Source organism: Buttiauxella sp. BIGb0471 (assembly GCF_024807715.1).
Lineage (GTDB): Bacteria > Pseudomonadota > Gammaproteobacteria > Enterobacterales > Enterobacteriaceae > Buttiauxella > Buttiauxella agrestis.
The window spans coordinates 196,596-212,966 of record NZ_JANUEU010000001.1 but is presented as its reverse complement, the minus strand read 5'-3'; the positions used below and the strand labels follow the sequence as shown (position 1 = coordinate 212,966).

15 protein-coding genes, 1 tRNA gene and 1 pseudogene are annotated in these 16,371 nt (G+C 43.6%); 4 read left to right on the top strand and 13 right to left on the bottom strand.

Annotated features, from left to right (window positions below; genetic code table 11):
* Window positions 1-55 precede the first annotated feature (55 nt).
* Both ccmB and ccmA read right to left on the bottom strand, forming a co-directional pair.
* Window positions 56-715, bottom strand: a complete 660-nt coding sequence (ccmB, locus tag M2371_RS00990) for a heme exporter protein CcmB (protein WP_034497357.1) — start codon at window positions 713-715, stop codon at window positions 56-58.
* Window positions 712-1,320, bottom strand: a complete 609-nt coding sequence (ccmA, locus tag M2371_RS00985) for a cytochrome c biogenesis heme-transporting ATPase CcmA (protein WP_034497359.1) — start codon at window positions 1,318-1,320, stop codon at window positions 712-714. The genes ccmB and ccmA overlap by 4 nt, the downstream gene beginning before the upstream one ends.
* Window positions 1,321-1,526: 206 nt before the next feature.
* Here ccmA and M2371_RS00980 point away from each other — a divergent pair, with 206 nt between their 5' ends.
* From M2371_RS00980 to M2371_RS00970, 3 genes are all read left to right on the top strand, one after another.
* Entirely contained in the window at window positions 1,527-2,492 is a 966-nt protein-coding gene (locus M2371_RS00980) for a formate/nitrite transporter family protein (RefSeq protein WP_172893545.1), read from the top strand.
* 203 nt (window positions 2,493-2,695) lie between these two features.
* A tRNA-Arg gene (locus M2371_RS00975) sits at window positions 2,696-2,770 on the top strand.
* A gap of 160 nt (window positions 2,771-2,930) precedes the next feature.
* Window positions 2,931-4,097, top strand: a complete 1,167-nt coding sequence (locus M2371_RS00970; protein ID WP_259267247.1) for a phage integrase central domain-containing protein — start codon at window positions 2,931-2,933, stop codon at window positions 4,095-4,097.
* A 26-nt stretch (window positions 4,098-4,123) separates the two neighbouring features.
* Here M2371_RS00970 and M2371_RS00965 read toward each other — a convergent pair whose 3' ends face one another.
* The 11 genes from M2371_RS00965 to M2371_RS00915 form a co-directional block, all read right to left on the bottom strand.
* Entirely contained in the window at window positions 4,124-5,680 is a 1,557-nt protein-coding gene (locus tag M2371_RS00965) for a DUF262 domain-containing protein (RefSeq protein WP_259266665.1), read from the bottom strand.
* Between the two features lie 203 nt (window positions 5,681-5,883).
* Window positions 5,884-7,317: a hypothetical protein gene (locus M2371_RS00960; RefSeq protein ID WP_259266664.1), complete on the bottom strand. Its 1,434-nt coding sequence runs from the start codon at window positions 7,315-7,317 to the stop codon at window positions 5,884-5,886.
* Window positions 7,318-8,122: 805 nt separating this feature from the next.
* The gene (locus M2371_RS00955) at window positions 8,123-8,296 is read right to left on the bottom strand and encodes a hypothetical protein (RefSeq protein WP_259266663.1); all 174 of its coding nucleotides are present in this window, start codon (window positions 8,294-8,296) and stop codon (window positions 8,123-8,125) included.
* Between the two features lie 57 nt (window positions 8,297-8,353).
* Entirely contained in the window at window positions 8,354-8,692 is a 339-nt protein-coding gene (locus tag M2371_RS00950) for an ogr/Delta-like zinc finger family protein (protein WP_259266662.1), read from the bottom strand.
* Between the two features lie 305 nt (window positions 8,693-8,997).
* Window positions 8,998-11,685, bottom strand: coding sequence for a DUF927 domain-containing protein (locus M2371_RS00945; protein ID WP_259266661.1), 2,688 nt, complete (start codon window positions 11,683-11,685; stop codon window positions 8,998-9,000).
* The gene (locus M2371_RS00940; RefSeq protein WP_259266660.1) at window positions 11,682-12,092 is read right to left on the bottom strand and encodes a hypothetical protein; all 411 of its coding nucleotides are present in this window, start codon (window positions 12,090-12,092) and stop codon (window positions 11,682-11,684) included. The genes M2371_RS00945 and M2371_RS00940 overlap by 4 nt, the downstream gene beginning before the upstream one ends.
* Window positions 12,079-12,309, bottom strand: a complete 231-nt coding sequence (locus tag M2371_RS00935; RefSeq protein ID WP_259266659.1) for a hypothetical protein — start codon at window positions 12,307-12,309, stop codon at window positions 12,079-12,081. Before M2371_RS00935 ends, M2371_RS00940 begins: the two co-directional genes overlap by 14 nt.
* An 11-nt stretch (window positions 12,310-12,320) precedes the next feature.
* Window positions 12,321-12,893: a host cell division inhibitor Icd-like protein gene (locus tag M2371_RS00930; RefSeq protein ID WP_259266658.1), complete on the bottom strand. Its 573-nt coding sequence runs from the start codon at window positions 12,891-12,893 to the stop codon at window positions 12,321-12,323.
* 92 nt (window positions 12,894-12,985) lie between these two features.
* Window positions 12,986-13,990 carry a phage major capsid protein, P2 family gene (locus M2371_RS00925; protein WP_259266657.1) on the bottom strand — a complete coding sequence of 335 codons (1,005 nt, stop codon included), beginning with the start codon at window positions 13,988-13,990 and terminating at the stop codon, window positions 12,986-12,988.
* A gap of 18 nt (window positions 13,991-14,008) precedes the next feature.
* On the bottom strand, window positions 14,009-14,878 hold the full coding sequence (locus M2371_RS00920) for a hypothetical protein (RefSeq protein WP_259266656.1): 870 nt from the start codon (window positions 14,876-14,878) through the stop codon (window positions 14,009-14,011).
* A gap of 54 nt (window positions 14,879-14,932) precedes the next feature.
* Window positions 14,933-15,157, bottom strand: a complete 225-nt coding sequence (locus M2371_RS00915; RefSeq protein ID WP_259266655.1) for an AlpA family transcriptional regulator — start codon at window positions 15,155-15,157, stop codon at window positions 14,933-14,935.
* A 688-nt stretch (window positions 15,158-15,845) separates the two neighbouring features.
* Here M2371_RS00915 and M2371_RS00910 point away from each other — a divergent pair.
* A pseudogene (locus M2371_RS00910) lies at window positions 15,846-16,004 on the top strand (replication protein); the annotation flags it as partial.
* Between the last annotated feature and the right edge of the window lie 367 nt (window positions 16,005-16,371).

Below are 16,371 nucleotides of genomic sequence, written 5' to 3'. Positions count from 1 at the left end.
AATCGGTTTTGAATTTGTAGGTCGGATAAGCAACGCGCCATCCGACATTTTTTAATTATTGAATACTCACTCGCAGCGCCGCCGCCGTAGCGAACGGGCTTAGCGTCGCGCTGCCCGCAAGCAACGCGCCAAGAATCGCCATATAACCATCCACCGGAAGATGCATTGATGCGGCGTCCATCGCAGCGGTGGCAAAAATCAGCAGCGGGATAGTCAACGGCAAGACCAGTAAACTCAGCAGCACACCGCTACGCCGTAAACCCACCGTTAGCCCCACGCCCGGAGCACCCAGAAAACTCAATGTCGGCGTCCCGATAAGCAGCGTGAGCGCCATCACCTGCCAGCCGTAAAAATCCATTCCTAACAGCAAAGCGGCGAGCGGCGAAAGAATTAGCAGGGGTAAACCTGTCACCACCCAGTGAGCGGTCACTTTCGCTAACACCACCATCGGCAAAGGAATAGGCAACAGCATCAGTTGCTCAAGGGAGCCATCCTGGAAGTCATCGCGAAACAGTCTGTCCATCGCCAGTAACGACGCTAATAGCGCCGCCACCCAAATCACACCCGGTGCAATACGCGCCAGTAACTGCGGCTCCGGGCCAATTCCCAGTGGAAACAGCGTGATAACGATAAGAAAAAACCATAAAGGATTGGCGATTTCTGCCCCTTTGCGGAACACCACGCGCAGCTCATGCAGAAAAATTCGGCGCATCATGCCAGTTTCTCCTGCAAATGAATTTGACGAACATTATTGGCTGCCAGCGGCTGATGGGTAGTGAGGATCACCATTCCGCCATTTTCGGCATGGTGTTCAAGCTTTCGTGTGAGTTTTGCAACGCCCGTCACATCGATGGCGGTAAATGGCTCATCCAGAATCCAGATTTTATGCGGGCTTAACCACAAACGCGCGAGGGCCACACGACGTTGTTGCCCGGCAGACAGTTGATTGACCGGCACATCTTCAAAGCCCAGCAAACCCACTTCAGTAAGCGCTTGCCAACGTAGTGATTCCGCACTTTGCGCGTGATAAAAACTCAGATTTTCGAATGCGGTTAGAACCGTTTTAATTCCAGGCTGATGCCCAAGCCACAGCAGATCCTGATGATATTGATAACGAATGCGGGATAACGCTTCGCCCTGCCATTTAACTTCGCCCTCTTCTGCTTGCGCAAGCCCTGCCAAAATTCGTAGCAGCGACGTTTTCCCTGCGCCATTTTTGCCGGCGATTTGCACCATTTCGCCCGGCAAAACGCTGAACGATAGCTCGCTAAATAACGTGCGGTCGTCGCGTACGCAGGTCAGGTTAATCGCATCAAGCATTTTGAGGAGCCACTCCTTGTCTCGGGATGCAAAATCATAACACATCATAGGCTTTGCTCCAGTCGGGCTCGCGCCGCAGCGGTACTCCAAAAGAGGTAATCATCGGACACGAGATCAAAATTAAGTCGAATTAGTCTGTATCTCGTGGAAGCGAGCTAAAAGCCGCTACGCTTAGAAGTATTGCTAACTGGTGAGTGACCTTAAAAATGGGTGAAGTTAAAGAAGAGAAAATTGATAAATCCACCGATGAAATTGAGGTCGAAAGTGACGAAAAAGATCACGGGGAAAAGATAGAGGTCGATGAGGAACAGTTGCCATCGCGGGCCATGGCTATCCACGAACACATTCGCCAGGACGGTGAAAAAGAGCTGGAACGCGATGCGATGGCGCTGTTTTGGTCAGCCGTCGCCGCCGGGTTATCTATGGGCGCATCGCTGCTGGCGAAAGGGATATTTCACGTCAATCTGGAAGGCGTGCCGGGCAGTTTCTTACTCGAAAACCTCGGCTACACCTTCGGCTTTATCATCGTGATTATGGCGCGCCAGCAACTGTTTACTGAAAATACCGTCACCGCCGTATTGCCCGTGATGCATAAACCGACCGGCAGCAACTTCCTGTTATTAATGCGGCTGTGGGGTATGGTTTTACTGGGCAATATTATCGGCACCGGACTTGCGGCTTATGCGTTTGAATATATGCCGATATTTGACGAGGAAACCCGGGACGCTTTCGTTTCTATCGGTATGGACGTGATGCATAACACGCCGGGTGAGATGTTCGCCAACGCGATTATTTCCGGCTGGATAATCGCCACCATGGTGTGGATGTTCCCGTCGGCAGGCTCGGCAAAAATCGTGGTGATTATCATCATGACCTGGCTGGTCGCGCTCGGGGATTTAACCCATATCGTGGTCGGCTCGGTGGAAATTCTGTACCTGGTCTTTAACGGCACCATCCACTGGAGCGAATTCTTCTGGCCTTTCGCCCTGCCAACGCTCGCAGGCAACATCTGCGGCGGCACGTTTATCTTCGCACTGATTAGCCACGCGCAAATCCGTAACGATATGAGCAACAAGAAGAAAGCCGAGGCGAAGGCTAAAGCAAAGCGCAAACAGGAAGTGGAAGACGGCAAAGAAGGTGGCGAAGACAAAAAGCAGGCGCGACGCACATAAAAATGGTTACGTTTCAGGCGATCAGCAGACCTGCCCCTTAACTCAGACCTAAAAGCGGGTATACTGTGCCGCGCAATGCCCTAAATAGTTCGAATTGTGGGTAGACGGCAAAAGAACAAATCTCCAGGAGCTTACTTGAGTAAGTGACTGGAATTTGTGAATGCAGCCAACACCCCCACAATTTGAAGTATGACGGGCATTAGGTCCTCTTAGTTAAATGGATATAACAAGCCCCTCCTAAGGGCTAGTTGCAGGTTCGATTCCTGCAGGGGACACCATTTATCCTTCCAGAACAGTTCAAAAAAGTCTAAAAATTCAATAATATCAATCGCATTTTACCATCACACCTTCTCAAGCAGTCCAAGATAATCTAATGGAATCTATACACAGTTGCGTATAAGATTGTGTGTAACTTGGTTCGATCTTTTTTCTATACATATGCTGCTATCAGACCTGCAAATCAAACGTGCTAAACCACAAGATAAACCCTACACGCTTAATGATGGCGCGGGCTTATCACTGCTCATTGATACAACTGGTGGGAAAGGATGGCGTTTCCGTTATCGCTTCGCAGGTAAACCTAAGATGATCTCATTTGGCATCTATGGAGAAGTGTCGTTAGCAGAAGCCAGAAAAAAGCGTGATGATGCCCGTTCGATGTTGGCCAAAGGGATCAACCCGAGCGAAGCACGGAAAGCTGACAAAATCGCTTTACGCTTCGCTCATGACAATAACTTTGAAGCAGTTGCCCGTGAGTGGCATTTATCTAAAACAACGACCTGGTCAGATGGTTACGCTAAAGAAGTATTGAACTGCTTAGAGAAAGATATTTTCCCTTTTATCGGCCAACGTCCCATTGAACAAATTGAACCTCTAGAACTGCTAACTGTGCTTCAGAAGATAGAGAAACGTGGTGCACTTGAGCAAACTAGTAAAGTTCGTCGTCGCTGTGGAGAAGTATTTAGATACGCTGTAGCCACTGGACGTGCTAAGTATAACTTTGCCCCTGATTTGGCTATAGCCCTTAATAAGCCTCAAACAAATCATTTCCCGTTCCTTGCAGAAAGCGAATTACCAGCTTTCGTCCAAGCTTTGGAAAATTATCAGGGTAGTTTAGTGACAAAGTACGCCACGCAACTGCTGATGTTGACCGGCGTAAGAACTATCGAATTGCGCGCTGCTGAATGGGTAGAGTTTGATCTTGAAAATGCTCTATGGGAAATTCCAAAAGAACGTATGAAAAAGCGCCGTTCTCATTTAGTGCCTCTTTCAACTCAGGCAATCAGTATTCTGAAAAAACTGAATGTGATTACTGGAAAATATAACTTGGTTTTTCCGGGCAGAAATGACGTAAGAAAACCAATGAGCGAAGCTAGCATTAATAAAGTTATTAAAATGTTGGGTTACCATGGGCGATTAACAGGACATGGCTTCAGGCATACAATGAGCACCATACTACATGAGCATGGTTTCGAAAGCGCATGGATTGAAATGCAACTAGCACATGTTGATAAGAATTCTATTAGGGGTACTTATAATCATGCGCAATATTTAGAATGTAGAAAAGAAATGATGCAATGGTACTCTAACAATTTATCAAATTAGAGTACCATTCGAAGTGCTCTGAAAATTTAATTTTTTACAGATTGATTACAATATGGATGGGTTAACTGGCAGTTTTCACCAGTACCTACACCTCCATCTCTGACTCTCGTAATGTGATCATAAGAAATAGATTTTGCAGAATCTAAATAGCCATTACAAATAGAACATCTGATTGATGAATAAAGAGCTGCATTAATAAAAACCTTACTCTTTTGATCATCTGAAAATTTCTTTCCACTTGAATTTACATTACCAGCAACTAATTTACCTTGCAAACCTGCTAAATTTATCAAATCACTCTCACTAACTTCATTACCTAATAGAAGCACTTTAATTAAATCATCTAAGAACTCTTTATATTTAATATCTCTCGTACGATTGCTATTCTTTTGGATAATCATAGAAATCAATTCTTTATCTTTCACTAAGATATTTTCCAATTGAGATCTAATTGATGTGAATTTTTTAAAAAATTCTTTATCATTATTTTTCATCTTCTGTGCTATCAGGAATGCTGTTCCCAAAAACATTGGGCCAGTATGCCTTCCAGTTGGCCCATAGAAATAGACCGCTGGATGCAAACCTAAGCTACCATTACCATTACCTGTAATTCTATCCGCCAGATCAATTGCATTCTTTAACGATTCAACAGTCTTTGAACCAAGTTCGTCATCATCTTGGCCATCAAGTGTCTTAGGTTGCCCTTGATTATCTCTATTTGCTATTAGGATAAAGTCAATCAATAATTGTATAGCTACTCGAACACCTCTAGCTCCACCTAAAGGTAAATCTAAAGTTTTTACTGGGGTATTTAAATCAGGATCAAAAAGTATAGAGTGCAGTTTGTAGGCCTCTTGCTCTATTTTATCTGAATATTCTTTACTAAACGCCGACCAATAACGATGCCCTTTTCCAGCTCTAATAACTGCTCGAGCGGAAATAGATGTCGGCTTATGTCTGTTTTTAAGTAATAGCTCTTCAACCTCATCCAGAGGAGTCCCTTGCATATTAATATTAAAAAATGAACTTTCAGCCTTATCAGCATTTCCTTTTACCCACTGAATAGTCAAACCCCTTGTTAAAATATTAGTAATCTTATTCCTTTCTGCTGATGAAATATCCTCATCTGATAACCTTTGCTTAAAATGAGCCCAACTACCAATACGCTCATTAATCAAACGACGAGTTTTCTCTGCAATATTTCTTTGTTCCTTTGAAATCTCCGAACCGAAATATTTTATAGAAAGAGGGCCATCACCATAATCATCTTCAATCCAAGCTTTTAGTACGCTTAATCTATGACCACCATCAATCACGAAAATATAGGAACTTTTCCATAAAATAACAGCTGGAATTAAATCACCTGTAACATAGCTTTCAAGCATGGAAACAACTTGATTTGGAGACCAATGGTTGGTTTCTCTCTGGAAATCAGGTTTTCTTAAAATAGCCGTGAAATCATTCAGATCCCTGACAGAAATGCTGTTGATCGTATCAAAAGTGGTTTCATCTTCCACCTCAGTTGCAAAATCAGCACGTTTTATCATTGCATCTAAATTTACTAAAACTGCTTTGCTCGCCATACCATCTCCGTACGTTTACGCCTTAAATTCGCCATTTTGGAAAAGAGTAACAAAAGGTATGTACTCTTACATCGATAAAACGAAAGTGACTTTTAAAAGTAGTGTCTAGAACTTCGATAACTGAAGCAAAAAAACTCTTTTCTATAATTTTAGTTAATAAAATGGAATGTGACATGCACCAACCATTTTATCTATTGGGGTCACTAATCAATTAGAAAATTCCACAGCTTTCTTAACGAATGAAAATTTTGATTTCCACCATCCATATATTCTTTACATAGAACTTCAAGATCATCATCATCGATAGAAAGTATAAATCCTCTTCCATCGTTTGCAGTATCTAGACATCGTTGCCTAAATAATTTTTTGTCTCGAATTTTTCTACAGACTAATATTCCTACATTCCCTCTATTTCGAGAAAATCTACCAGCGATTTGGTCTAATTCAGGGTTAGACACATCAGATGTGTAATTTTTACATTCCACATAAATTTTAGGGCACGTATAATGTTGCAAAAGCCAATGAAAGAAACCATATTTAGCTTCATTAACATAAGTGATATCTATTCGTTTTCGACCTTGATGAATTTCATGTTGCTTCGTTGGGAAGCACAATGATGGATAGAAAATTAATGAAAATAACTCCTCAATCAGATTCTCATACTCCCCAGCTTGTTTAGCTCCTGTTTTTATGGACTTTAACTTACTTAAAAGCGGTGTAACATCCACCTTTTCATTAATTGCTTCTAACTCATTGAATATTTCATGAGATAACGGAGCAGAAGGATTTCTTTCCTTATGTTTTTTATAATCTTCGAATACATCAGGTCGTTTCAAGGTTTGATTTATGACAGAAGGCTTATCTTTCCCATACTTATCTTTCAAACTTTTTTTAGTAACGCGCCTCGTACCATCTTTTAATACTTCAATTAGTGATGAATTGTTTCTTAAATGTTCTTCTTGCATTTCTGGCAGTAAATAATGTGTGTAGAACTCGTCATATTGTAGACACAATCTATGTCTTACTAAAATTTTAGGAACTAATATTATTTTGCCAAATTTGGTCATTGGCAAAGAAACAAATATATTATACCACTCTCCTTTGTGTGGATCCCAAATGGGTCCTGAGTCAATATCAGGAGTTAAAGGGATGCCATAATATTCACACATTTCTTGAGTGTATTTAATTAATGGTCCTCTTAATATATTGCTCACTGCATCAGAAATCATGTCAGTTCCAATTCCTGATATCAATAATGCCGTATCCTCTAGATCTTTTAAGAGTCCACTTGATACCGCTTTACTCTGAGTTAGAGCATTCCAAACTGAGTGTGCAGAACCAGCGCCAAAACCGTGCCCACGGGATCTACCCGACGAATAGCCTAAATGAAATTCATTTCTTTCATTTAATGATGCCAAAAGGCGTTGTGCTTCATTGTTTTTTCCAGCCTTAATTAATTTTAGGACTTTCTCAAAAAAACTCTGCAAATGTGCAATTAACTCATGTCCCCATATTGAATCAAGAGACTTTATAGCTCCGGGATCAAGAAAAACAGGTAAGTCAGTGTCAAGCGGTATATCAACGAAATCGAGATGTGCCTGTGAGCGATTGAGATTAAAAAATTCCGAAAAGCGCATATAGACTCCTATAAAAATCCCTTAACATAGTGTGCAACATCAACACTATCATTTTTTTTTAAGAAAAAATTGCATATAAATCAATTTTTTGAGATTAATTTTTTTCAAAGCATTGCATATAGAAAAGCTTAAATTCTTATGCGTCCCTGACTTCTTATTTTGGGAGTACATGCCTTTGTCGCTCATTGTCCGCATTCAAACACAGCAACTACGCTCGATATCATAGCCGAGAAATACTAGGGTAATTGACAAAATCAGCACTATACCGCATCCGCTTACGGGACTACCAAAATCCACTGACGTAATCACAAACGCCACGTAAACGGCGCTACACCGCACCCACCTGCACTATTCAGATCCTAATTTTTTTGCAAAACAACAGGTACGCAAACTTACCCATCAGCCCACAGTAGCCGCGGGGTTCAGAGGCACATCTGGTTTTGCACAATGTGCAAACAATTGCAATATTTTGCAAAATCAATGCCGTGGCACTTAGCGAGGAGAATTAATAACACTCTGTTAATACAGAAATTTATCACCTTTATGTCAATGCGGTAATTCAAATATGGAGGTAGGCGTGAATGCATGAAACATAGCAAACCTCAGACGTGGCGCGGATTGTACGGCAACTGCTATAAATTTGAGAATTGCAATTTATTGCATAAAGTAGCAGCTAAGTAACTATGGCTAGCGTTACTCGCGGAATGCGACAAGAAAACAAAAAACATATACTGATTGAGGTGACAAGAGATAAATAAAGAAGCCACCTTCTATATTAAAGATGGCTCCATCTATAATATTTAATCTATAAGTTACATTTGTTGTTTTCGGAAACCGGAGAGGCAAAGAATTTACTGGTTTCAACACCTTCAATTAATTTAATAATCTTAAGCGCATCGTCAATTAACACCCCATGAAGCTCTATGACTTTGCGATCTTTGTAAATATCAATTTTTATTATTTGGCGATTAATAAACATACCTACCCCTGCAAATGATTTTAATTTATCTTATGCTTTACAAATGTTTTATCATCTCTACCCGCCACGCCTGTAACGGGATGGAGAAGGTTGACCTGTTGGTTTTTCGTTTATTTGTGCCTTGCTATCATCATTCTGCACCATTCGAAGCATATCAATCATTTCCTGACGTTTATCCTCAGCAATACTGCCTATTAACTCTTTTATCAAATGACCGTGCGATATTGCGCTGGGGCTTAACGTGTGTGAAAACGTCATATTCATCACAAATGTATGACCACATTCCACATTGCTGCATGCGCAGTAAACGTCTGAAATATGCGCATGCTTACGATTAGTTTTCTTGATAACAGCAACTTCGTCGCATTCCGGGCAATATATACGCATAACTCGCATATTGCTGGCTCCTCTTTATTGGACAGAACCGCCCGCCAAGAATAAAGCCTTAACGGACGGCTACTTTAACTTTATCTCTCTTATTCTGGTAAGGTAACAGCGGTAACACTGGCAACATCAATGATTTATAAAGAGAAAAAATGTTACCAATACAATTTTTTGTACGGTAACAACTGGTAACGGCATGATTTTGTTACCAGTGTTACCAGTTAATATTTCTGACTGGTAACAGCTACAACCCGCATGACTTATGATTGTTACCTCTGTTACCTGTGTTACCTCAGAAAAATAAGACTCACGCGAAGTTATTCTTCATCTGATTCACCCAGAACGTTGGTATTGAAGTGATATACACGCTTAAGGCCTATTTCTGGCAGGCGAAGGCTAATTTGGGTTCGTCCATCCTTCCCCGGTTCCAGCCAGCCCGCACTAACACATAGTCTGGCAACTTTACGGGCATCAAAACCTTTACAGATTTCTTTCCAACCAGAAGGCAGCACATAGAAGGTTGTCACCGCCTCAGTGTTGTTTGTTCCTCTATCCACCTTTCGAAAGCCCATCATGGCTACAGGTCGGTTCTTTTCGTCATGCCAATCAGCAAAGCGGCTGAACTGATTGCGGGTCATAAAATCACGAACTTGCTCCATTGCTGCACTATCTTCCTGATTGGCAGAATGGCCACGATCTGCCATCCATGATGCCAGGCACCTTTCTGCTGCCTGATAGGCTTCCCCAGGCTGCCAGCCGGTGATACCAGCGCGGGTTGCCAATTCACCAGCCATTGCAACCAGAGCAAAGCGAGTAACTGCCCGTCCTACCTGATTTCCTGCATCTGCGGGAGTCATTCGGCGGGTGAAATCCTTCAGCATGGCTTTTGCTTCACCAGTGATACCGGTTAAGTCCTGCGTGAGGTGATGTAGCCAATCACGGAACGGCGCACCGTGATATTGCGTTACAGCCTGTTCGAGATGTTCAGATAATGTTTTACCGCCACTGAAACCATGCAATTCTTCAAACACGCCGTATTTGCCTGAGTCGCTGGGGATCTGAATCATCCTGACTTCCACACCGGCATAGGTTCGCTCTCCGGCATTCGCGGCATGCTCAACCAGAGACAACTCACCAGTAGACAGAAATAGCAGGTTCCAGCGGTTTGTCTCACGCACTGAACCATCAGTACGCGCCCTTGCCTTGCCCTGGCCATTAGCCAGCATGTAAGCGATATTCCCGGCCTCGCGTCCATCCACTTCCCGGATCTCATCCAGCATTAACGTGGCATCGTTGCGGCGGCTTGCCGTTCCTTCCAACGCGTTGCCGGTTGCTCGCCAGGTATGCCAGAAATCGGTTCCGCCACAAACTGAAGCGGATACTTTCATAGTGGTGGTCTTACCGTCTGTGGATTCGCCCTTTAGGTGATACCCACCGCCACTAACGCCTACGATGCGCAGTAATGGCGCAGCGAAAGCCAGACTGACCGCAAACGCCACGCGGGCATTTCCGACACAATAGCGGCTAACATGTTGCCGCCATTCCTCACTTGTACCCATTACGCGAAAATCACGACCTTGCACGCTGGAAGTTTGCAGGATCACCGACTCCGCACCCTTACCAATCACTTCATCCTGTAAAACATATACGCCGCCATGCCAGCCGGTTTTATTCACACAGGTGACTTTTCTTTCAGGCTTACACAAAGAGATGTATTCCATCAGGTGCGCACGAGCCAGGCCGTTGATATTGATATAGGACAAACCATTTACCAGTAACACCCGGCGCAACTCTTCACCACTGCCGCCCAGCATTTCCATTGGCATCGCCCATTTACGACTGTTGCCGTAGGTATCTTCCCATTCCAGTAAGCGGCCATAATTACTACCATCTGCATCGCAAGTGATAGCCGTCACACGTAACGGGCTGCAAATCTTGATATTGCGGATCTCGGTATCACCATCCGATTTATTCACCAGTTTGTCGTACCACAAATATTCCTGGGTCAATCGGAAACCCTGCGGTAAGCGGGTACGCCCCTTACCGTGGAGTGTCATTTCTTCGCTGAAAGCTTCGCGGGTTCGCTCCTGGCCATGCTCCTGACGGTAATCATCCCAGTCTGCTTTATGCCGTGTTGGCGGCAGAGTTACCCAGCCGTCTACTGCTTTCGCCGCTTTCTCAGCCCAAAGTCTGCCGGTGTTTTCTTTACCGTCCGTCAGATCGTTGTCACCGGCTATGATGATTCGCGCATCCGGCCAACGCTGGCGCAACTGCTGCGCCACCTTTACCAGATTGGTGGCAGCAACAGCGGCAACAATCAGACTTTCTGTCACTCCCGCCACTGCCAGACCAGTCGCATAGCCTTCAGTGATAACAACCTGCTCCGCAGCCTGTTGTTCACTACCCGCTATATGAATAAATGCACCTGACAGCTGGCTTCCAGGCAAAAGACTTTTATCCCCTTGCGGGCTAATAAGCTGGCCGCCTGTGATGTTCCCTGCAACGTCTGTCAGTGGTAACAGTATCGATCCTTGCGGGAATGCCATACCGGCCACGTCAAACACATGCGTTAATAAGGGCAGCGTATGACCATGTAGGCCACGCCCACTCAAATAGTCACTCTCACCATTACTACATTTTTCACGCAGCCTGGTATAATGCTGTGCACCTTTATCGGTTCGGAGGGCTTCTTTCCTGGCGGGCAGGGGCGAAACAGACGCCACATCGGGTAAAGAGAGCACTCCTGCCACTAGTGAAGAAGCCTGTTTAATGCTTTTGCCGGACACCAGACAAACCAAATCAAGCCCGTCACCGTTGCCGCACTGATTACAGAACCATGTTCCTCGCCCCTCTTTATCATCAAGACGAAAACGATCTTTGCCGCCACAGGCCGGACAAGCACCATGATGTCGCCCAGCCGGAACAGTGATACCCAGCGCGGGAAGAATTTGCGGCCAGCGTCCTCGTGCCGCTTCAGAAATGGCCGATACTGGTTTTAAAATCACAATAAATCCTCCCCGCCTACTGCTTGCATGAGTTCCATCCCTTCGGGCAACTGACCATCTGGCGCACCAAAAATAATATCCCGATAAACTTCGCGCATCTCAGTCACACCGGTTATAGAAAGGCGGATGCTTTCGCCCATAAATCCCGGTATTAGCATTTTTTCCAGCGCTTTAGCCGCGAAGTAACTGCCCTCGTCAATGCCAAATGAATCAATCAAAGGGGATTCAATGTGATAGATAATATTGATGGCCACACGATCAGGCGTCAGCGGGATACGCTCACCGTCTTCGACATACACAGGTTCCCCGTTGACCTTTATCATGAGTTCAAGAAATGCTTCAGCGATGTAGCGTCTCAACAGCGCAGTACGAAACGGCAGAGAATGAAGAGTTTTAGTGTTTATCATGGTGCACCTCTTCACACATTCTGTTGCTTTGTTTGATCACGCTATCCATCTGATTAGCGAGACAGGCAAGAAGTGCTGCTGCCCCTTCACCAGAAATAGTCCTGTTCCCGTCATAGCTGGAGCCAGAGAGCAATTCAGAGACGAACGTAGTAGCCAGAGATACACGCAGCAAAGTGTTCTCACCTTCTTCACTCAGCGTCATAGGAGCGTTTTTCATCAGATCCGTATTCATGCATTAGCCTCCCCATTCGCGTTTACAGGCAATCGCCCGGCAAAGGAAAGTACAAATTCGGAAGCCAGCATAATGCGGGCAGAACGTTCATCGGATGCAGTAACTCGGACACGGCAAGGCTGTGCCAGACAATCAGCACGGCGAATAGCAAGAAACAGGAATGAATATTGAGGATAAGAAAAAGCAGGGATAGTTGTCATTATGGCGACATCCTTCAGATAGCGGGTAACGCTACCACCGGAGTTTCCACGCTCACTGGTGGTAGCCCAGACGGGGGTGGAAATACCGGCTCTGAAGGATACCGGCCTGACCGAAGTCAGCCCCGCCTGAGCCACCATTACGCGAGAGCTACAACGGCTAAGAAACCATTGCGCAAGTAACAGATGTGCAAAGACATAGACACAAAAAAAGACGCAAGGCGCGTCTGGTGTCGCCTTCAGATTACACGGGTTTCCACGCCCGGCAACCGATTTTGCGGCTGCTTTAAAACTATAGCTCGCGTCATTTGAGCGAAGCAAGATATTTATTACTGAAAGATAAAAGCGGATCACAAAATATAGGCCTGGCATACACGGTTTTCCTTCACGTTCGCTTTGCGTTACTGGTTAATGTCTATCACTCATAGCCCGCGAAATAGCAGCGGGCTTTTGTATGAGCGTTGTCAGTCAACCAAGGTCACTGCTCTTTCGTCCACAGCGGCATAAAGCCCCGCATCGCCCAGTGCATAGCCTTCGTAACGCAGATAGGAATGTGTGTATTCGCAGTTAACCTCATCAAATTCAGCACGATAAAAACGCGTATCAGCCTGTGTATAAATATGAAGGTTATTAAGCGTAGTAACGGCAAGACGTTTACCTGGCATAAATGGCGGAATAAAGGCAAAACGACCGGCGACTGAACTGGTAGCCATTTGTGCAGCGTTAATATCAGCTGGCCGATCCGCCACATTGAACAACTTCAGACGTTGCTGCGCAGCTAGTTCGGCCCCGACCAAAACGACCAGACGAGAATCTTCCCTGAACGGTTCGGCGATAATATTTGTGATCAGGTGGTTGGCAAGCTGGTCAATGTTTTTCCAGGTACCGGACTCACCCAGGCTAACAGGCTCAGAGATGACCTGCTTGCCCCCCTGAAAATCTTTCGCCAACGCATGCCAACCAATATTGACATCCTCACCTTTCTTATTAGTTTCGGGGTCAGTGTTATCAGCAATTGACGAGCCATTAAAACCTATACGCAGCATATCCAGCGCATAAGCCTGGCTAAAGAAAGCATTCATTGCATCTTCAAAACCACCGCTCTGACCGAGACTATAAATATCAGTCATTTCTGCATAACTGATTCGGGCATTGCTATCCGTTTCAGAAAGCCAGAACTCAGTTCCGTTGATTGCCATTTTCTTACGGAACCGTCCACCTTCTACCCTGCCAGTATGCAACTCGCTAGCACCAATATTTATGGCGTTACCTGACGGGGCGTTAATATCGCGTAGTGTAATATTTTGCATCATCCAGCTAGATTCAAGTAAAGACACGCGCAACTTATTTTCTTTTCTCGTAGGCAAAGCAAATAGGCGGGTGGAATCAAGTTTAAAATCTGCTCCAATTGTAAGATTCCTGTGGTAGCGATTAGCCGCTTCCGGTTTAGCTTTCGTAAACACATTCATATTTACCACCAATAATAATCAATGAGGGAAGATTTTGTTTTTTCTTTCTGAAATACTTTTGTGATCGTGTACATACTCCACGTAGTCTCTGTCACTAATAATGGCGCGCAGTAAGTAACTATTAGCGCAGTAATAATCCCTATATGCTAAAGCTCGGGCAACCCCACCGTTATTAGCCGTATATTTATCTAAAGGAAATGTGCATAGTTGAATTATTTTCTTTACAGCTTCCGTTAGTTCATTCAGTGCATTGATAATAAAATCAGCAGCATTTTTTATTTCAGCCTGGCGGAATGCATCTAAAAAACCTGTAGGGATTCGAGCCATACGAGAGAACCCATTTAGTAATTTCTTGTTTATTCCCTCTTCGATATAATTGGCTTCTTCGGCTAATAAACCAGGCAACGATTTAATATGATTGAGCCTTGTTTGCTGCTCCATTTTCCGAGTCAATGCAGATTGATAGCGATGCTCTCTATCTGCCCGATCTGCACGGCTTTTACTTCCATTTCGTGCATCAGCGATGCTGCTAGCGCCAGTAGATGCCTGTTGAAATAGATGTTCTGTTTCATTAACTTCTCGTAATCTGAAGGCTAACTCTTCCTCCTCACGTCGGCACAACACAGCGCAGTGAGAAAGCAATGTGTTAATTTCTTCTGCGGTGGCTTCACAGTCAGGAACAGTTAAACCAGTCAATGAAAAAAGTTCTTTGCCATCAATTCTTAATTTATTAAGGAGATGTATTTCAATAATACGGGCAACGCATGCAGCATCACTATGTGTTTCCTTAAAAGGAATAACAGTATAACGCTGAATGATATCTGTCGTATTGTTCTGTAGTGGTGGAAGAGTGCGCAAACCCTCTCCCGATCTCTCGAGATTATTCATGATAAAATCCTATTTAATGTTTATTCAAGAAGTAGCCATCTATAAGTATTAAATTTAATTATTATTTCGCTTTATCAGATTTCCTTTTATCCAGTCTTGCACTTCACTTTCAACCCAAGCTACTGATTTCGTCCCTATATGTACCTGTGTAGGAAACTCATTATTCTTAACTTTAAGATATATAGTTGATTTTCTTAACCCAGTTAAATTAATTACGTCCGTGATACGTATTAGACGTAAATTTTCTGGGCATGCGTTACCCCGAGGTAATAAGCTCATGGCTTTTTCCTTTTTGTTCCAGAGAAGTTTACTTGGTCTTGTTTGGATGGATATATATTTGCACAGAAGATGAGACTGGTAAAGATAGTGAGATTTCTGGAAAGTTTCTAATAAACCCATATTGAATATTACTGATGAGTAGTGAGGATTACTAAGGATTGTCAATAAAGGTCAATATAGGTCAATATTTACCTTTTATTAGCTTTTAAAAAGGTGGAAAAACATTCAGATAGAAATGTAAAGTAATGTAAATTACATCAAGACATGAAATTAACGTACTCGGTATCCCAAGTTTTACGCTTCCGTTTTCCACACTTTTCGTTTTCAAACTGCCTTCAACATTGTACGTCTATTGGAATAGGCTCTTAAACAAACCATAACGCGTATAACAGCATGTATAGAAAACAAAAAAAAGTGAATTTACTTAAGTTAATTCAACAAGATATATATTCAAATTGATTCCTGCAGGGGACACCATCCCGCCGTACACCAACGTCTACTACCGTCCACAAATCCCCTGCAACCATCTAAAAAAAAAGATATTTTTCTCTCTTTACGTCTATTACCGTCTATTGAAATCAAGTAAGTCTATGGGGCATAATTTGGGGCATTGTTGGTTCGATTGTATATGTGCCCCCAATATGACCAGAAATACCCTCAACAGATTGACAGATCGTCAGTGCAAAACACCAATGAGGCAGAGACAGAGCGCAGGGAGTTACAATCCTCACAGACAATAAACTCGAACAAAATACAAAACCACCCGCTGTTAAGGATGTTAAGAAAAGCACTGGTGAGAGCATCCAGAGCCAGAAGAGGAAGCGGAGGTTATGACCTTTACTACTAGTAGTGACAGATTGTGACAAAGCAGAGCAAAAAGCGACCAATAATAAGAGAAATATGCCTGCCAAACTGCCAAAAGCGCGGCAAACGCCGCAAGTAGGCGAACCTATCCATTGAAACGGTCAGAAGAGCGCATCGCGCTCGATGACCGGAGTCCCAACTAACACCGTCAACGAAAGATCAAAGTCTTAGAAAAAAATGACGTTTCTTTGATGGGCTTCCATCCCTAAAAATCAAATTTTGTGAAAAAGTACTTATAGAAATTAATCACTCTATAAGGGTAAGTTGACGTTAGTAGGCATCGCTTAAAATAATCATTAATCTCATTAAAAACAATTACATAAAAAATTAAACAATCAGAGAAGTACAGG